General features: G+C 37.3%; 17 protein-coding genes. 10 read left to right on the top strand and 7 right to left on the bottom strand.

Annotation, left to right across the window (positions count from 1 at the left end; all coding sequences use genetic code 11):
• The 7 genes from galE to ABY285_RS09960 all read right to left on the bottom strand — a co-directional run.
• Nucleotides 1-879, bottom strand: an 879-nt coding sequence (galE, locus tag ABY285_RS09990; protein ID WP_372769614.1) for a UDP-glucose 4-epimerase GalE, incomplete at its 3' end; no start/stop codon positions are given.
• Between the two features lie 6 nt (nt 880-885).
• Nucleotides 886-2019 (bottom strand): DegT/DnrJ/EryC1/StrS family aminotransferase, encoded by a 1134-nt coding sequence (locus tag ABY285_RS09985; protein WP_372769612.1) that lies wholly within the window; start codon nt 2017-2019, stop codon nt 886-888.
• A gap of 84 nt (nt 2020-2103) precedes the next feature.
• The gene (gene cysM, locus ABY285_RS09980) at nt 2104-2991 is read right to left on the bottom strand and encodes a cysteine synthase CysM (RefSeq protein WP_372769610.1); all 888 of its coding nucleotides are present in this window, start codon (nt 2989-2991) and stop codon (nt 2104-2106) included.
• Nucleotides 2988-3779 (bottom strand): serine O-acetyltransferase EpsC, encoded by a 792-nt coding sequence (epsC, locus tag ABY285_RS09975; protein ID WP_372769608.1) that lies wholly within the window; start codon nt 3777-3779, stop codon nt 2988-2990. The genes cysM and epsC overlap by 4 nt, the downstream gene beginning before the upstream one ends.
• 31 nt (nt 3780-3810) lie before the next feature.
• Complete coding sequence (locus tag ABY285_RS09970) at nt 3811-4545, bottom strand: nitroreductase family protein (protein WP_372769606.1); 735 nt, start codon at nt 4543-4545, stop codon at nt 3811-3813.
• A gap of 122 nt (nt 4546-4667) precedes the next feature.
• Entirely contained in the window at nt 4668-5783 is a 1116-nt protein-coding gene (gene leuB, locus ABY285_RS09965; RefSeq protein WP_372769604.1) for a 3-isopropylmalate dehydrogenase, read from the bottom strand.
• 224 nt (nt 5784-6007) lie between these two features.
• The gene (locus ABY285_RS09960; protein ID WP_372769602.1) at nt 6008-7183 is read right to left on the bottom strand and encodes a 2-isopropylmalate synthase; all 1176 of its coding nucleotides are present in this window, start codon (nt 7181-7183) and stop codon (nt 6008-6010) included.
• Nucleotides 7184-7333: 150 nt separating this feature from the next.
• On the opposite strand from ABY285_RS09960, the gene ABY285_RS09955 reads away from it, so the two are divergent.
• The 10 genes from ABY285_RS09955 to ABY285_RS09910 form a co-directional block, all read left to right on the top strand.
• Complete coding sequence (locus ABY285_RS09955) at nt 7334-8878, top strand: hypothetical protein (protein ID WP_372769600.1); 1545 nt, start codon at nt 7334-7336, stop codon at nt 8876-8878.
• A gap of 481 nt (nt 8879-9359) precedes the next feature.
• Nucleotides 9360-11042: a dihydroxy-acid dehydratase gene (gene ilvD / locus ABY285_RS09950; protein WP_372769598.1), complete on the top strand. Its 1683-nt coding sequence runs from the start codon at nt 9360-9362 to the stop codon at nt 11040-11042.
• A gap of 4 nt (nt 11043-11046) precedes the next feature.
• Nucleotides 11047-12780 (top strand): biosynthetic-type acetolactate synthase large subunit, encoded by a 1734-nt coding sequence (gene ilvB, locus ABY285_RS09945; protein ID WP_372769596.1) that lies wholly within the window; start codon nt 11047-11049, stop codon nt 12778-12780.
• Between the two features lie 2 nt (nt 12781-12782).
• Complete coding sequence (gene ilvN, locus ABY285_RS09940; protein WP_372769594.1) at nt 12783-13304, top strand: acetolactate synthase small subunit; 522 nt, start codon at nt 12783-12785, stop codon at nt 13302-13304.
• A gap of 80 nt (nt 13305-13384) precedes the next feature.
• On the top strand, nt 13385-14860 hold the full coding sequence (gene ilvC / locus ABY285_RS09935) for a ketol-acid reductoisomerase (protein ID WP_372769592.1): 1476 nt from the start codon (nt 13385-13387) through the stop codon (nt 14858-14860).
• Between the two features lie 599 nt (nt 14861-15459).
• Nucleotides 15460-16071, top strand: a complete 612-nt coding sequence (locus tag ABY285_RS09930) for a GNAT family N-acetyltransferase (RefSeq protein WP_372769590.1) — start codon at nt 15460-15462, stop codon at nt 16069-16071.
• A gap of 8 nt (nt 16072-16079) precedes the next feature.
• The gene (locus ABY285_RS09925; RefSeq protein WP_372769588.1) at nt 16080-17267 is read left to right on the top strand and encodes an argininosuccinate synthase; all 1188 of its coding nucleotides are present in this window, start codon (nt 16080-16082) and stop codon (nt 17265-17267) included.
• Entirely contained in the window at nt 17264-18241 is a 978-nt protein-coding gene (gene argC, locus ABY285_RS09920) for an N-acetyl-gamma-glutamyl-phosphate reductase (RefSeq protein WP_372769586.1), read from the top strand. The genes ABY285_RS09925 and argC overlap by 4 nt, the downstream gene beginning before the upstream one ends.
• Before the next feature lie 12 nt (nt 18242-18253).
• Nucleotides 18254-19048 (top strand): pyrroline-5-carboxylate reductase, encoded by a 795-nt coding sequence (proC, locus tag ABY285_RS09915; protein WP_372769584.1) that lies wholly within the window; start codon nt 18254-18256, stop codon nt 19046-19048.
• A gap of 10 nt (nt 19049-19058) precedes the next feature.
• A partial coding sequence (locus tag ABY285_RS09910) for an aspartate aminotransferase family protein (protein WP_372769582.1) occupies nt 19059-19739 on the top strand: 681 nt, incomplete at its 3' end.

Here is a 19739-nt window from a genome sequence, read left to right as displayed (position 1 = left end):
TCTGTCTACAAATTTGTAGTTCACTTTTTTACCGGTTACTTTTTCAAAAGTTTGAATAACTTCCAAAACAGAATTCCCTTTTCCGGTCCCTAAGTTAAATACTTCAAATTGCGCTTTGTTTTGGTTGTTTAAGAGCCTTTTTAAAGCAATAATATGTGCTTTTGCCAAATCCACCACATGAATATAATCTCTTACAGCGGTGCCATCCGGGGTTGGATAATCATTGCCGTAAACGGACAATTCTTTTCGGATTCCTGCAGCAGTTTGCGTAACATAAGGAATTAAATTTTGTGGAACGCCAATAGGCAATTCTCCAATTTTAGCCGATTCATGAGCGCCAATCGGATTGAAATAACGCAGGGCAATGGCTTTCAAATCGGAGATTTTAGTGGTGTCTTTTATGATTTCTTCGCCAATTTGTTTGGTGTTTCCATAAGGAGATTCCGCTGGTTTTATGGGGGCATTTTCGGTTATAGGAAGTTCGTCTGCCTGTCCGTACACGGTACATGAAGAGCTAAAAATAAAGTTATTGACCTTGTTGGCCTTCATTTCCTGCAATACATAGACCAGGGAACTGATATTATTTTCATAATATTCCAAGGGCATTTGTACACTTTCGCCCACCGCTTTTGAAGCCGCAAAATGAATGACGCCATCAACGGCATTGTTGGCGAAAAAGGTTTTTACCGCTGTTTTATCCCGTAAATCGATGTTGTGATATGCTGGTTTTTTATTGGTAATCGACGTAATTTTATCCAGCACGTCCATGGTGGAATTTGATAAATTATCGATAATGACCACATCAAATCCTTCACGTTGTAGTTCAACAACCGTATGTGAACCTATAAAACCCAATCCACCGGTAACCAGTATTTTCATAATTTTTTACCTGTTTACAAATTCAATGACTTTAGAAGTAATAAATTCCAATTGTTCATCTTCCAATTCGGTATGCATAGGCAATGAAATGACTTCTTGCACCAATTGATTGGTAACAGGGAAATCGGCTTCATTATATCTTTTATCGGCATACGCTTTTTGGGAATGAAGCGGAATCGGATAATAAACACCGCAAGGAATGCCGTTTTCGTTTAAATAGTTTGCCAAAGCATCCCTGTCTGTATTTAAAACTTTTAAGGTATATTGATGAAAAACGTGGCAATCACAATTTTCGCAAATTACAGGAATGATAATATTTTTTTCATTGGCAAAAGCCAGATTGTATTTCCTTGCAGCAGCTTGTCGCGCTTTATTGTAGGCATCCAAATGAGGAAGTTTCACATTTAAAATAGCGGCTTGTATGCTGTCTAAACGAGAGTTAACACCAACAACATCATGGTGATAACGCACATACATACCGTGATTTACAATGCCTCTGATTTTATGCGCCAATTCATCGTCATTGGTGAAAATAGCCCCGCCGTCGCCATAACAGCCTAAATTTTTTGAAGGAAAAAAGGAGGTTGAAGACACATGGCCTATCGTTCCCGCTTTCTTTTTGCTGCCGTCTTTAAACGTATAAGTGGCGCCAATTGCTTGTGCGTTGTCTTCAATCACAAACAAATTGTGTTCCTTGGCAATTTCCATAATGGCTTCCATATTGGCCACTTTTCCAAACAAATGGACAGGCACTATGGCTTTCGTTTTTGGCGTAATCGCTTTTTTGATGGCATCTATGGAAATGTTGAAATCCACAGGATCCACATCAACCAAAACAGGTGTTAGTTGAAGTAAGGCGATAACTTCAACAGTTGCGGCAAAAGTGAAATCGGCAGTAATGACCTCATCACCCGGTTTTAATCCCAATCCCATCATGGCGATTTGAAGCGCATCAGTGCCGTTGGCACAAGGAATGACATGTTTTACACCCATGTAATTTTCCAGTGCTGTTTGAAAGGAATGTACTTCGGGTCCGTTGATATAAGCTGCAGATTTTAAAACTTCTGCTATTTTTGAATCGATCTGATCTTGGATATTTGCGTATTGACTTTGCAAGTCAACCATTTGAATTTTTTTCATGGGTAGAAATTATAGTTTTCTAAGGCGCAAAAATACAATAAAAGCCACTTACAAACAATCTTAACAAGGAATAACTTAAGGGGGTTATTCAAATAAATCAGAGGATAAATAACGATCTCCGCGGTCGCAAATAATGGCCACAATAACACCGGTTTTTAAGGTTTCGGCTAATTTTAGCGCTGCAGTAACTGAGCCGCCGCTGCTCATTCCTGCAAACACGCCTTCTTCTTTTGCCAGTCTTTTGGTCATAATTCGGGCTTCTTCTTCCGTAACTTCAATAATGGTGTCTACTTTTTTAGGATTGAAGATTTTAGGGAGAAATGCCGGAGCCCATTTCCTGATGCCCGGAATTTTAGAATTGTCGTCAGGTTGGGCGCCAACAATTTGAATGGCTGCATTTTTTTCTTTTAAAAAGGTGGAAGTACCCATAATGGTGCCCGTTGTTCCCATGGCTGAAACAAAATGGGTGATTTCCCCTTGAGTGTCCCGCCAAATTTCGGGTCCGGTAGTTTTATAATGCGCTTTCCAATTATCTGCATTCGCAAACTGGTCTAACATATAATAGCCTTTTTCGACTACTTGTTTTTCGGCATAGATTCTGGATCCTTCAATACCATCAGCCGCAGGAGTTAGGGTGACTTTTGCTCCGTAGGCTTCCATGGTCTGCACACGTTCTTTGGTGGAGTTTTCCGGCATCACCAATTCTATGTCAATTTCAAATTGTTGGGCAATCATGGCCAGAGCAATTCCGGTGTTTCCACTGGTGGCTTCAATTAAATAATCACCTTTTTTTATGTCATTTCGTTCAAAAGCCGAACGGATCATATTAAAAGCTGGTCGGTCTTTTACACTTCCTCCAGGATTGTTTCCTTCCAGTTTAAGATACAAAGAAACCCCTTCTTTAACTAAAATGTTGTTTGCTTTTATGAGTGGTGTATTTCCTATAAAATCTAACAGACTTTGATCTTTCATAAATTTCTTTTTGTTTTATGCTTCGTTTCATGGGTTTCGTAAACAATAGAGTTTTTCGGCACGGATTCGGTAATCCAAACGTTACCGCCAATGGTGCAGTTTTCGCCTATTACCGTGTTGCCTCCCAATATGGTGGCATTGGCGTAAATAGTGACGTTATCTTCTACAGTTGGATGGCGTTTTGTGTCTTTCATCTTTTTTTCAACCTGCAAAGCCCCCAAGGTAACGCCTTGGTATATTTTAACATGGTTTTTAATGATACAGGTTTCACCAATAACGGTTCCAGTGGCATGGTCAATAAAAAAACTGTGGCCAATGGTTGCGCCCGGATGAATATCGGTTCCCGTTTTACTATGGGCATATTCGCTCATCAATCTTGGGATTAATGGCGTTTTTAACAAAAACAGTTCATGGCTCAATCTGTATATGGCAATGGCATAAAAGCCCGGGTATGCCAAATAAATTTCTTCAAGGGAATTTGAGGCCGGATCATTGTTAAAGAGTTCCTGCGCATCTAAATTTAGGTTTTCTAAAAGTGTTGGTAATTTACCTAAAAAAGATTCCCAAATCTTTTCACACGAACCATCCTTAATTAAACATGCCAATCGGTAAACTTCTATAAAATCGATTTTTAGCTGTTCAATGTTTTTTGAAACGCAGGCTTCCGCATCAAACAAGGTATAAAACAGGTTGTCCGTAAATTTTTCGGTTTTCAGTTTTAGGCTGAAATTTAAATGGGGCCTGTTTTTGTTCGATATAATTTGCTGAATAATTTCTTCTGTTGTCATAGGTTGATTTGACGGATTGTTTTAAAAATAATTACCATTTTTTGTAAACTTTTTCAAAAGGAATTCTGAAACGGTCTCCATAAACACCTTCAGGTTTTCTTATTCCGCAGGAAATGACCATATTAATTTCACTGCTTAAAGGTAATCCTAATATTTTTTTAATCCGAAGGGTGTCTGTTCCTTCCATCGGACAAGTGTCGTAACCTTCAGCAGCCATACTCAGCATAAAGGTTTGCGCTGCCAATGCCGCGCTTTTATGGGCCACAATGCGTAAATCCGAATTGCGTAATTGGCGATAGGTAGGTCTAAAAATTCCGGCAACCCAAGAAATTAAAAATTTCAGATAACCAAACAATCCAAAGAAATCACCATACACAAAAGGCATCAATTTACCGTAATAATTGAGGGCGAATTTTTCTCGGGAGCTCTGTTTCTCCTTAGGTTTGTTCCCAAATATTTGCTGAAGATTGCTTAGGTTACTTTTTGCGCGCTGTTTCCATAAATCTTTACGAACCACCACCACAATCATTTGTTTTGCGGTAGTTGCCGCAGGTTGCCCCAAACAGGCAGCTGCCAGTTTTTTTACCAAATCTTTTGAAGTAACATGGTGAAACTCCCACAATTGCATATTGCTGCTATTGGGTGCCAAGGTGGCTTGCTGAATACATTTTTTTACTTTTTCATCATCAAGCTCCATAGCATCATCATAAATCCTGACCGAGCGACGATAGTGAATTGCATCAATAAGGTTTTCATGTTTTTCCATAGCGCAAAATTAGTCAATTAAAATATCCCTGAGCCCACAACCGAAATTAAAAGGGTAACGTAAGATTTTTTCTACTTTAACCTAATCCCCTTATCAATTCCCCCCTTTGGGGGTTAGGGGGCTTAAATGATGGTCGATTGCCCCAAATCTATATTGTGTTTGTTGTAAAACGTATTTTCATCATCCAAAATAAAATCGCTAATAAAATTGCCTACACTGGTGGTGGAGAAATGGTTTGTTGCGTTTAAATCGGGTGTTGAAATGTTTAATTCAATAGATTTTTCAACAGCTGCTCTAATAACTTCAGCTTCATCATACAATTTAAAATGGTCTAATAACATAGCAGCAGCTAAAATTGCCGCCATAGGATTGGCAATATTTTTTCCTTTCACCTGCGGGTAATAGCTGTGAACAGGCTCAAACAATGCATGATGTTCTCCAATAGAGGCTGAAGCCAACAAACCAACCGAACCTGAGATGACGCTGGCTTCGTCAGTTAAAATATCACCAAACATATTTTCGGTTAAAATAACGTCGAATTGTCTTGGGTTTAAAATAAGCTGTGTTGCGGCATGGTCAACAAATAAAAATTCTACTTTTACATCGGGGTAACTTTTTGAAATATCCAGCACTCTTTTCCGCCAAAGACGTGATGTTTCCAATACATTGGCTTTGTCCACCAAGGTTAATTTTTTTCTTCGGATGTGTGCCGATTTAAAGGCCAAATGGGCTATTCTGTCAATTTCTTTGGAAGTATAAGTGCAATTGTCTGAAGCAGTATTTCCGTCTTCACTTAACTTTTTTTCTCCAAAATAAATCCCGCCGGTAAGTTCTCGATAAATTACAAAGTCGGCTCCTTTAATGACATCCTTCTTTAAATTTGATCTGTGAATTAAGGAATTGTAGGTGATTACCGGATGAATATTGGCGAACAATCCCAAACTTTTTCTGAGTTTAATCAAACCTTGTTCAGGACGAATTTTAGCATTTGGGTTGCTGTCATATTTTGGGTCGCCAACGGTTCCGAATAAGATGGCATCAGAATTTGCGCAAATTTTCAGGGTTTCAGCTGGCAGCGGATTTCCGGTTTCATCAATCGCTTTGGCGCCCACAATTGCTTTTTCAAAATTGAAAGTATGTTCGTGTTTTTCTGCAATTGCATTTAAAACTTTTACGGCTTGTTGGGTTACCTCAGGTCCAATTCCATCACCCGGAAGCACGGCTATTTTTAATTTCATGGGCTGTATTAAATCGACGGCAATATATAAGGAAAAGAAAATGCAATAAACAATTGATGCCTATTACAAAGGTCTCTTATCTTTTTTCTATATTCATTCCGTCTGGTTAATATTTCATTTTAAAGGCCACTGCGAAATTTCATTCCAAGACCTCACTAATCATTCTGTTAAAATAATAATTATTTTGTTACGAACAATTGTTGTTCCGTTTTTTTGCTTAAAAGTTAAATTGCGATACTTGATTTATAGACATGGTTCAATTCCATTAAATGATGTATGTCGTTGTCATTCACTTCTTTGTGATGATCGGCAAATTGCAGGAACTGCGGATAAATATCGTCCAATTCAATTTTCGTAAGATCGTAACCCACATTTTTTGCACGGTAAGCTAAGGCCGCTCTTCCGCTTCTGGCAGTCAATATGATGGATGATTCGTTTACGCCAACATCGGCCGGATTGATAATTTCATAAGTTTCCCGGTTTTTGATCACGCCGTCCTGATGGATTCCCGAACTGTGCGCAAAAGCATTATCACCAATAATCGCCTTATTAGGCTGAACAATCATGCCCATACTTTGCTGTACCAATTGACTTGTACTATAAAGTAATTTTGTATTGATATTGGTGTCTAAATTTAAATACGGATGCTGTTTTAAAATCATGACGACTTCTTCTAAGGCAGTATTTCCGGCACGTTCTCCAATACCATTAATGGTGCATTCAATTTGACGCGCGCCATTTTGAACACCCGCAATGGCGTTTGCCGTTGCCAAACCCAAATCGTTATGGCAATGACATGAAATAGTGACGTTATGGATGCCTTTAACATTTTCTTTCAAAAATTTAATTTTGGCGCCATATTCATCGGGCAAACAATAGCCGGTTGTATCGGGAATATTTATAACGGTTGCGCCGGCTTTTATCACCTGTTCGCATACTTTAGCTAAAAATTCATTACTGGTCCTTCCTGCATCTTCGGCATAAAATTCAACATCTTCGACAAATGTTTTGGCATAAGCCACCGCTTGAACGGCACGCTCAATTATTTTATCGGGTGTTGAATTGAATTTATAAATAATATGGGAATCGGAAGTTCCTATTCCTGTATGAATTCTTGGGCGTTTTGCATATTTCAGCGCTGCAGCCGCAACTTCAATATCTTTCTGGTTTGCACGGGTAAGTCCGCAGACAGTGGCATTTTTAACTATTTTGGAAATTTCCAAGACCGAATTATAATCACCCGGACTGGAAACCGGAAATCCGGCCTCAATCACGTCAACGCCTAAGATGTCAAGTCGGTTCGCAATAATTAATTTTTGTTCAGTATTTAACTTACAGCCAGGCACTTGCTCCCCATCTCTTAAGGTCGTGTCAAAAATTTGAACATTGTTTATACTCATTTTTAATTTTTTTAGCACATTATAGATGGTCAAAAATAGGGGTATGGATTTTTTATATACTTTTGTAAATAGGATGGTTTACTATATCCAAGTCCTAAAAGGAATAGTTAAATATCTGTTATTCAATACTATAAAAATAATTTGGTTACAATGGCTATTGAGCAAAAAGATGCACTTTTTATGTTGGTGAAGTCCCTTTCTAAATCGGAAAAGCGACAATTTAAACTGTATGCGGGACGATTGGGAGGAAATGCGGAGGCCAATTTTATGGCTTTATTTAATTTATTGGATAAAGTTACGGAGTATGATGATGAATTGATTTTAAGCAAAACAAACATTAAAAAGCAACAAATATCGAATACAAAGGCGCATTTGTACAAACAAATTTTAGTGAGTTTGCGTTTTAATCCCGTACACCAGAATGTGAGGGCACATATTAGGGAGCAATCTGATTTTGCTGCGATATTATACAATAAGGGGCTGTACAAACAAAGTTTAAAAATTTTAGATAAGGCAAAGGAACTTTCACTAAACAATGGTGAAAATAATTTGGCCTATGAAATTGTGGAGTTTGAAAAAGTGATAGAATCACAATATATTACCCGAAGCATGAGCAATAGGGCCGATGAGCTTGCCATTCAGGCAAAGGAATTGAGTTTAAAAAATGTACGCGTCAGCAAATTATCAAACCTTTCGCTTCAATTGTACAGTTTGTTCCTGAAAGAAGGCTATGTAAAAGACGATGAGGGGTTAAAAAGAGTGACGGCTTATTTTGAAAAGAAGTTGCCGAAATATAAATTTTCTGAATTGGGTTTCAGGGAGAAATTATTTTTATATCAGGCTTATTTATGGCGCAGCTTTATTTTGCAGGATTTTGTGTTGAGTTATAGGTATTCCCAAAAATGGGTCGATTTGTTTGAAGAAAACCCGCACATGAAAATCCAAAACCCTGTGTTTTATTTAAAAGGTGTCAATTATTTGTTGGAATCCCTTTACTTAATCAAACATAAAATCAAATATATCAGTGTTCTTGAACAATTAACATCCGATATAAAAGACGAAAATATTACGATGAACGATAACACCAAGACCTTGGCGTTTTTATACTTCAACCAAAATAAATTAAATTATTATTTTTTAGTTGGAAAATTTACGGAAGGTTTAGGTTTTGTAGCAAATTTATTGAAGGAAATTCCAAAATATGAAAGCAATATTGATGCGCACCATATCATGGTTTTTTATTATAAAATTGCCTGTATGTATTTTGGCGCGGGCAAAAACGAGGAATGTATTTTTTACCTTGAAAAAATTATTGACAACAAGGATTTAAAAATGCGTGAAGACCTGTTGTGCTTTTCCCGTGTTTTAAATTTAGTGGCCCATTATGATGCCGGCTTGGATGACAATATAGAAAAACTAATTGTGTCAACTTATCAGTTTTTGATAAAGATGAACGATTTGCATCAGGTGCAGCGCAAAATGATTCAATTCTTAAAAAACCTAAAAAATATTTATCCGCAGGAACTTCACAAAGCATTTGTTAATTTGCACGAGGAATTGGTTAAATATGAAGATCACCCTTATGAAAAAAGAGCATTTTTATATTTAGATATTTTGTCATGGCTGGAAAGTAAAATTCAGCATGCTTCTATAGAAGAAATCATTCGACAAAAGGTAGCAAAGCTTGTAAAATAAAAAAATCGATAAATTTTATAATGATTTTAATTAATAATAACCATATTTGCTTTAAATGAAACGCAAACGACAAAATATTATTTAAAAAGAAGGATTATTGTAGGCGTTCCATCTTACTTTTAAAAAACAATTAATTTGTAAAGATGAATCACATCATACTAAATATCATTTCTATTCGTGTCTCTGTGATAATTTCACAAGGGGATTAGGATGGTGTTTTAGTTTTATCAAAAAAAATTTAAAAACCTTCCTAATAGCCATTAGGAAGGTTTTTTTATGGTATAATCATTGTAAAAAAAGTAACATTAACTATATGATAAACAATAATATAAGTGAAATTAACAGGAGGTGAATACTGTAAAACAAATAAATGCCAAAGGCGCAAAACAATTGCCTGGTTTAAATTTGACGTTCATTAAAAATCCGTGATTAAACCAAGGTTTTTTCAATAAAATTTAACAGATTAAAAGAATACCAATAAATGCAATTAAATAAGTACAGTAAAAGAGTTACCCAGGATGAAACGCAGCCTGCTGCCCAAGCCATGTTGTATGGCGTTGGTTTGTCTGATGAAGATATGAAAAAGCCTCAAGTGGGCATTGCTAGCACAGGTTTCGATGGAAATCCGTGCAATATGCATTTGAATAATTTGGCCTATAAAATAAAAGAGGAAGTCAATAAAAAAGATCAGGTCGGACTCGTGTTTAACACGATTGGCGTAAGCGACGGTATTTCTATGGGAACATCGGGGATGAATTATTCCCTGCCTTCGCGCGATATTATTGCCGATTCAATTGAAGTGGTGATGAATGCTCAAAGTTATGATGCTTTGGTGACCGTTGTTGGCTGCGATAAAAATATGCCGGGTGCTATTATGGCCATGTTGCGGTTAAACCGACCATCATTAATGGTGTATGGCGGAACCATTGCTTCAGGAAGATACAAAGGAAAAAAATTGAATATCGTTTCCGCATTTGAGGCCTTAGGGCAAAAAATTGCCGGAGTAATTTCAGAAGAAGAATTTAGGGAAATTATAAAAAATGCCATTCCGGGAGCAGGTGCCTGTGGCGGCATGTACACGGCCAATACCATGTCGTCTTCGATAGAAGCCTTGGGTTTCGCATTGCCTTACAATTCATCAATTCCTGCTGAAAATCCACAAAAAGAAACCGAAACGGAAAGAATAGCTTCCGCGATTAAAAATTTATTGGAGCTTGATCTAAAACCTTTGGATATCATTACCAAAAAATCGTTGGAAAATGCGGTGGCTTTGGTAAACGCCTTGGGCGGATCAACCAATGCGGTATTGCATTATTTGGCAATTGCACACGCTGCAGACATCGATTTTACTTTGGAAGATTTTCAACGCGTAAGCGACAGAACGCCGGTCATAGCCGATTTAAAACCAAGCGGTGAATATTTGATGGAAGATGTTCATGGGGTTGGAGGAACGCCGGCCGTGATGAAATATTTATTGGATAAAGGTTTGTTGCACGGGGATTGTATGACGGTGACAGGCAAAACAATTGCTGAAAACCTGACACATGTAAAACCGTTAAGTTTTGAAGAGGACCAACATGTGATTCATACCACCGAAAAAGCCTTGAAATCATCAGGAAACATTCAAATTTTATATGGAAACCTGGCCATGGAGGGATCTGTTGCTAAAATTAGCGGAAATGAAGGGGATTTATTTGAAGGGAAAGCAGTTGTTTTTGATGGAGAACAAGATGCAAATGATGGAATTGGCGCAGGAAAAGTGTCGAAAGGCGATGTTGTGGTAATTCGTTATGTTGGACCCAGAGGCGGACCGGGAATGCCGGAAATGTTGAAGCCAACCTCAATGATTATGGGTGCCGGTTTGGGAAAATCTGTTGCGTTGGTAACTGACGGACGTTTTTCAGGAGGTACGCACGGTTTTGTGGTGGGACACATCACACCCGAAGCACAATCCGGCGGTACAATTGCATTGGTGAAAAATGGTGATGTGATTGTGATTGACGCTAAAAATAAAACAATCAATGTAAGATTAACCGAGCACGAGCTGACTTTAAGAAAAGCACAATGGAAGGCGCCGGAGCCAAAACATAAAAAAGGAATATTGTATAAATATGCTAAAATCGTTTCAACGGCTTCTGAAGGTTGTGTAACGGATAAATTTTAAAGGTATGGAAACATTAAAAAAGGAAGTTCAGGAAATAATAGCTGCAAAAATGGTAAAGATGACAGGTGCTGAAGCGGTAATCAGATGTTTGTTGGAAGAAGGCTCAAAGCTTGCTTATGGCTACCCAGGAGGAGCAATTATGCCGGTCTATGATGAATTATTCAAATACCGAGATCAATTTCACCACGTATTGTCACGCCATGAACAAGGTGCCATACATTCAGCTCAGGGATTTGCGCGCGTGACGGGAAAAGTTGGGGTTGTTTTTGCAACTTCTGGTCCGGGAGCAACCAATTTGGTGACAGGAATTGCTGATGCCCAAATTGATTCCACGCCTTTGATTTGCATCACAGGTCAGGTAGGTTCTCATTTGTTGGGTTCTGATGCCTTTCAGGAAACGGACATTATTGGTATTTCTACACCTGTAACAAAATGGAATTATCAAATAACCAAGGCCAGTGAAATTCCTGAGGTTTTTGCGAAAGCATTTTTTATCGCTAAATCTGGCCGCCCAGGTCCGGTATTGATTGACATAACTAAAGACGCCCAATTTGGCGAGCTTGATTTTTCGTATAATAAATGCGTAAAAGTGAGAAGCTATAAGGCAATTCCAAAATTAAATATTGAAAAAGTTAAAGAAGCTGCGGAATTAATTAATGGGGCTAAAAAACCATTCATTGTTTGGGGACAAGGTGTTATTATAGGTTCAGCAGAGCAGGAATTTAAAAACTTTATAGAAAAAACGGGTATTCCTTCGGCGTGCACAGGCTTGGGACTGTCGGCACTGGAAACAGATCATCCTTTACATGTGGGTATGGTTGGAATGCACGGAAATTACGCGCCAAATGTATTGACAAACCAATGTGATGTATTAATTGCAATAGGAATGCGTTTTGATGATCGTGTTACAGGAAATTTAAATACCTACGCGAAGCAGGCAAAAATTATTCATTTTGAAATTGACCCTTCAGAAGTGGATAAAAATGTGAAAACCGATGTGGCTGTTTTGGGAACCGTAAAAGAATCTTTGGTCGAAATTATGCAGTTTGTAGAGAAAGGGAATCATAAAGAATGGATGAAGGAGTTTCATAAATTGTATGAGATTGAGAAAGAAGTGGTGATTAATGAACAATTAAATCCGACAAAAGAAGGCTTGACTATGAGTGAAGTTTTGGCCGGAATCAACAAAGAAACCAAAGGCGAGGCGGTCATTGTATCCGATGTTGGCCAGCACCAAATGATTGCGTGGCGTTATGCTAAATTTACAAAAACAAGAAGCAATATCACTTCCGGTGGATTGGGAACTATGGGATTTGCCTTGCCGGCAGCCATCGGCGCAAAAATGGGCGCGCCAGATAGAGAAGTAATCGCCATTATTGGTGACGGAGGTTATCAAATGACCATTCAGGAATTGGGAACCATACTTCAAACAAAAGCTGCGGTTAAAATCGTGGTATTAAATAACAGTTTTTTAGGAATGGTGAGGCAGTGGCAAGAATTGTTTTTCGACAGACGTTATGCTTCAACGGTGATGACAAATCCCGATTTTGTGAAAATAGCCGAAGGATACGGAATAACAGCGAACAGGGTTTCTAAACGTGAAGATTTGGCCGATGCCATCAAAAAAATGACAGACTCAAAAGAATCTTATTTTTTGGAAGTTGTTATTGAACCAGAAAGCAATGTGTTCCCTATGATACCTACAGGAGCAAGTGTTTCAGATATAAGATTGAGTTAGTTATGGAAGAAAAAAAAGTTTATACAGTATCGGTTTATACCGAAAATAATATAGGAATATTGAACAGGTTGTCTGCAATATTTTTAAAACGTCATATCAATATTGAAAGCATGACCGTGAGCCCGTCCGAGATTGAAAACGTTCACCGATTTACTTTTGCGGTGATTGTGACCGAAACGTTGATCAGAAAAGTAGTGCTTCAATTGGAAAAGCAAATTGAAGTGATTGGTGCTTTTTTTCATACTGAAGATGAAATTATTTATCATGAAACGGCATTGTTTAAAATATCGACAGAATATTTATACGATGAAAATATTCAGAATAAATTAAAATTCAGAAGAGCGCATATTATTGCAATCTCGGAGCGTTATTTTGTGATTGAGGCTTCCGGATTAAAAGAAGATATTGACAATATGTATCAGAAGTTAAAGCCTTATAAATTGTTGCAGTTTGTCCGTTCTGGACGCATAGCGATTTCAAGGCCAAGAATGGACATATCAGAAGTATTGAAAGAAATGAATTAAAAGGCAATAGTGAATAGCCAATAGGCAAAAGCTGATTTTTTAAAACTTAAAACTTAGAACTTAAAACTAAACACATAAAAATGGCAAATTATTTTAACTCATTACCGTTACGTTTACAATTACAACAATTGGGAATTTGTGAATTTATGGATTCCTCAGAATTTGAAGACGGCGTAAAAAAATTGGAAGGTAAAAAAATAGTAATTGTAGGTTGTGGAGCGCAAGGGCTTAACCAAGGATTGAATATGAGAGATTCCGGATTGGATGTTTCTTATACTTTGCGAGAAGAAGCAATAAAAGAAAAACGCCAGTCCTATAAAAACACGGTGGACAATAAATTTAAGGTTGGAACTTATAAAGAAATGATTCCGACTGCTGATTTGGTGATTAACTTAACGCCTGACAAGCAGCACACAAACGTGGTTTCGGCAGTGATGCCTTTAATGAAAAAAGGAGCCATACTTTCATACTCTCACGGATTTAATATTGTGGAAGAAGGCATGCAAATTCGTAAAGACATTACGGTAATTATGGTGGCGCCAAAATCGCCGGGTTCTGAAGTCAGGGAAGAATACAAACGTGGATTTGGTGTGCCAACCTTGATTGCGGTCCACCCGGAAAATGACCCAAATGGTGATGGATTTGAGTATGCAAAAGCGTATTGTGCGGCTACTGGCGGACATAAAGCTGGAGTTCTTCATTCTTCTTTTGTTGCTGAGGTAAAATCAGATTTAATGGGGGAACAAACCATTTTATGCGGTTTGTTGCAAACAGGTTCTATTTTATCTTTCAATAAAATGGTTGAAAAGGGAATTGACGCTGGTTATGCTTCAAAATTGATTCAATACGGATGGGAAGTGATTACCGAAGCCTTGAAATATGGAGGTATCACCAATATGATGGACCGCTTGTCGAATCCGGCAAAAGTTAAAGCTTATAAACTTTCCGAAGAATTAAAAGAAATTATGCGTCCGCTGTTCCAAAAGCATATGGATGACATTATGAGCGGCGAATTTTCTAAAACCATGATGGAAGATTGGGCCAATGACGATAAAAATTTATTGAGCTGGAGAGCGGCAACGGGAGAAACTGCCTTTGAAAAAACAGCCGCAGGAAGCATGAAAATTACGGAACAGGAGTTTTTTGACAATGCCGTTTTAATGGTGGCTTTTGTAAAATCGGGTGTGGAATTGGCTTTTGAAACCATGACAGAATCTGGTATTAAAGAAGATTCTGCCTATTACGAATCACTTCACGAAACACCGTTAATTGCAAATACCATTGCCCGCAAAAAATTGTTTGAAATGAACAGAATTATTTCGGATACTGCCGAATATGGATGCTATTTATTTGATCACGCCTGCAAACCGTTACTGGCCGATTTTATGAAGAAAATTGATACCGACGTGATTGGCAAAAAATATGGAGAAGGAAAAGATAATGGCGTAGATAACAAAGAACTGATTGAAATTAATGAAGCCCTCAGGTTTCATCCTATTGAATTGGTTGGTTATGATTTACGCGAATCTATGACCGCTATGACCAAAATTATTTAGGGAATATGGCCGATGACAGCTAAAAACTCAGTTTAACCGCAAAGCTCGCAAAGTGGTTGCAATGTTCGCAAAATGTTTAGTTGTTAATAAAATGCTTAGCGTTCCTCGCGAAAATACCTAGCGGCCTTTGCGGTTAAATAGGAGTAATTTTTAAATAGTTTCACATTGTTTTTAATTGAGACCAAATTTAAAGAAGTTCAATTTGTTAAATTTGAAGGGTTTAATTTAAACTTTTGTTAATTATATAACAAATTTCTATTTGCTTTCATTTTTTAGTTAATATTGCACTAATGAAAATATATAATTCAAATATAACTGCAAGAATACCCAGCCGCCTTTCCGGCTTACGCCGCCGTACGCGCTAATTCTACCTATTAAAAGCAGTTTATTAATTTTCATTTTTTTTCAAAACTCATTTTGCAACAATCTTTTAACATAACAAAAATTTTAAATCTGATTTTTTCATTTTCAGAAAGAATGTTTGTTCGCGTTATTTTACGTCGCCGCCCCTTGAGGGCATAAGATCTTTTGAAAATGATGCGTTCGTTTTCCCCTTTAGAAAAATAGAATATTTTAATCCTGAATTTAATAATAAGCCAATGAAAATTGTCATCGCTAATGAATCGCATATTCAATATGCTGAAATAATTTGTGAAACCATAAAAGAATCCGCAAAGGTCAGAGGTACCGGTATTGCCGAAAGAACTCCGGAGTACATTATTAAAAAAATAAGTACTGGCCACGCCGTAATTGCCACCCATAATGATGAATTTGCGGGTTTTTGCTACATTGAGATATGGAGTAACAATGAATTTGTGGTTAATTCAGGACTTATTGTGCATCCTGATTTTAGAAATCAGGGCTTGGCAAAAGAAATTAAGAAAAGAATTTTAGAGCATTCAAAAGAACTGTATCCGAAAGCTAAAATTTTTGGAATTACCACCGGACTTGCCGTGATGAAAATTAATTATGAATTGGGATACCAGCCTGTTACATTTTCTGAATTAACTACTGACGAAGATTTTTGGAATGGATGCAGAACCTGCAAAAACTTTGATATTTTAACAAGAACTGAACGAAAAATGTGCTTGTGTACAGGAATGTTATATGATCCAAACCATGAGAAAAACATCAAACAGCATGAGTACGATTCAAAGGTATTAACCAGATTGAAAAAAATTAAACAAGCATTGTTTCTTAAAAAAACATAAAGAATAAGATGGAAAAAGTAGTATTGGCATATAGCGGAGGTTTAGACACTTCGTTTTGCGTAAAGTATTTAAAAAATGAATTGCATTTAGAAGTACACAGCGTACTTGTAAATACAGGCGGATTTTCAGCAGATGAATTAGAATCCGTAGAAAAAAGAGCTTATGAACTGGGTGTTTTTTCACATACCAGTAAAAATATTCTGGAGGAATTTTATAAAAAAGCCATCAAATACATGGTGTTTGGAAATGTCCTTAAAAATAATACCTATCCGCTTTCTGTAAGTGCCGAAAGGGTTTTTCAGGCCATAGAAGTGGTGAAATATGCAAAACAGATTGGGGCAAAATATGTAGCGCATGGAAGTACTGGAGCAGGAAATGACCAAGTGCGATTTGATATGATTTTTCAAATTTTAGCGCCGGAAATTGAGATTATTACGCCTATAAGAGATTTAAAATTATCGAGACAGGAAGAAATTGAATTCCTGAAAAATCAGGGTGTTGATTATTCCTGGGAAAAGGCGAAATATTCCATCAATAAAGGAATTTGGGGAACAAGTGTTGGAGGGGTGGAAACCTTAACTTCCCATAAAGCATTGCCTGAAAGTGCTTATCCGAGTCAGCTTGAAAAAACAGTATCTGTTGATGTAACGCTTCATTTTGAAAAAGGGGAATTGGTTGGCTTTAACAATGAATTTGATTCGCCCGTTAATAATATTTTAAAATTAGAGGAAATCGCTTCAAAATACGCTATTGGTAGAGACCTTCACGTGGGCGATACCATTATAGGAATTAAGGGAAGGGTTGGTTTTGAAGCCGCAGCTGCTTTAATAACCATAAAAGCGCATCATACTTTGGAAAAACATGTATTGTCCAAATGGCAGCAATACTGGAAAGAACAATTGGGAAACTGGTACGGAATGTTGTTGCATGAAGGCCAGTATTTTGATCCGGTAATGAGAAATATTGAAGCTTTTTTGACGGATTCACAACAAACAGTTTCCGGAGAAGTTTTTCTAACTTTAAAACCATATCATTTCAATATAAATGGCATTGAGTCCAAACATGATTTAATGAAATCGAAATTTGGAGAATATGGAGAAACCAACAAGGCTTGGACTGCTGATGATGCCAAAGGGTTTATTAAAATTGTGGGAAATGCCACAAAAATTTATCACAGTGTAAATTCAGAATTATGATAAAAGTCGGAATTATTGGTGGTGCAGGTTATACAGCAGGCGAATTAATTCGGTTGCTGGTAAACCATTCAAAAGTTGAATTGGATTTTGTGTACAGCACATCAAATGCCGGCAATTATATTTACGATGTGCATCAGGATTTGTTGGGTCAAATTGATTTGAAATTCTCCGATAAGATAAATCCTGCAGTTGAAGTGCTTTTTTTATGCTTGGGACATGGAAATTCAAAACAGTTTTTAGCACAGCATGAGTTTTCAAAACAAACAAAAATAATAGATTTAAGCAACGATTTCAGGCTGAAGAATGATGCCGTTTTTGATGGAAATAAATTTGTGTACGGCTTGCCCGAATTTCAAAAAGACAAGATTAAAGCGGCTAGTTATATTGCAAACCCGGGCTGTTTTGCTACCGCCATTCAATTGGCGTTATTGCCGTTGGCGAAACACAATTTGTTAACCGATTCGGTGCATGTCAACGCGACAACCGGTTCAACAGGAGCGGGAGTTTCACCAGGTGAAACAACACATTTTAGCTGGAGAGACAATAATTTTTCCATTTACAAGGCGTTTACACACCAGCATTTAGGAGAAATAAATGAAAGTTTGGCTTTATTGCAATCAGGTTTTTCAGAGGAATTGTTTTTTATACCAAATAGGGGGAATTTCAGCAGGGGAATTTTTGCTTCGGTGTATTTAAAGTTTGAAGGAACTCTTGAAAAAGCTTTTGAATTGTATGAGGGTTTTTATAAAGAGGCGCCTTTTACGCATATTTCAAAAGCGCCCATTCATTTAAAGCAAGTGGTGAATACCAACAACTGTTTTATTCATTTGGAAAAACATAAAAATACGCTTCTTATTACTTCAGTATTGGATAACCTACTGAAAGGAGCATCGGGCCAGGCCATTCAAAATATGAATTTAATGCTTGGGTTTAAAGAATCGGAAGGGTTGAATTTAAAAGCATCCACATTTTAAAAGATAAATAACATGAAAATAGCAATTATTGGCGTAGGAAATTTAGGGTATTCAATTGCCATAGGGATTTTAACTCAAAAGGATTTTAAAGTTAAAAATTTGTATTTAACGAAAAGAGATATTTCATCTCTAAGTTCATGGGAAAAGCTGCCGAATGTTAAAATTTCAACTGAAAACAAAAAAGCAGTGCGATACTCAGATGTGGTCATTATTGCGGTTCAGCCCAATCAGTTAAATACAGTATTGGAAGAAATAAAAGGCGTTGTAAATCCGAAAAAACACACCATTATTTCTACGGTGACTGGAAGAAAAATAGCCGAGATAGAAAGTGTTTTAGGTGCCGACTTGGCCATTATAAGAAGCATGCCAAATACAGCAATTTCGGTAGGAAAATCCATGACATGTATAAGTGCAAATAAAAATGGCACAGAAAATATAGAGCTTGCCAAAACCATTTTTAATTCATCGGGGAAAACACTTTGCATTGAAGAAAAATTGATGCAGTCAGCAACAGTAATTTGTGCCAGTGGTATTGCTTTTTGGATGCGGTTGATTAGGGCAACTTCGCAAGGCGCCATCCAATTGGGCTTTGATGCAAAAGAAGCGCAGGAATTGGCAATGCACACATGTTTGGGCGCGGCAAATTTATTGATACAAACAGGAAGTCACCCGGAACAGGAAATCGACAAAGTGACCACGCCAAGCGGCTGCACCATTGAAGGATTAAATGAAATGGAGCATCAGGGTTTAAGCTCTTCACTGATAAAAGGATTGGTGGCTTCTTATGAAAAAATAAATCAGATTTAAAATATAAAGAATGGAATTATTTGATGTTTATCCGCTCTACAGCGTAACGCCCGTAAAGGCGGAAGACGTTTATGTATGGGGTGAAAATAATATAAAATATCTAGATTTATATGGCGGTCATGGGGTTATTTCTATTGGACATTCGCATCCCGAATATGTAAAATCTTTATCGGAACAATTGACTAAAATCGGATTTTATTCAAATTCAATCGTCAATCCTTTGCAACTGGAATTGGCTCATAAATTGGGGGAGTTATCCGGTTGTGAAAATTACAACTTGTTTTTGTGCAATTCTGGTGCCGAAGCGAATGAAAATGCATTAAAATTAGCTTCGTTTGAAACCGGAAAAAGCAGAATCATTTCCTTTAAAAATGCTTTTCATGGAAGAACATCTGCAGCGGTTTCCGTAACTGACAATCCATCGATAAACGCGCCTATAAATCTTCAGCAAGAAGTGGTTTTTTTACCTTTAAATGATATTGATTTGGTAATTCATGAAATTGGTAAAGGTGATGTGGCTGCTGTGATTATTGAAGGAATTCAAGGCGTTGGCGGTTTGGATGAGGGAACTACGGCGTTTTTTCAGGAAGTTCAGAAAGAATGTAATGAAAATAATGTCGTATTCATTTTAGATGAAGTGCAGTCGGGTTATGGCAGAAGCGGAAAATTTTTCGCTTTTCAACATCACAAC

The organism is Lutibacter sp. (assembly GCF_041555395.1).
In the GTDB taxonomy this organism is placed as follows: domain Bacteria; phylum Bacteroidota; class Bacteroidia; order Flavobacteriales; family Flavobacteriaceae; genus Lutibacter.
Note: the sequence above shows the minus strand (reverse complement) of the source record. Positions and strands in the feature narration are given on the sequence as shown.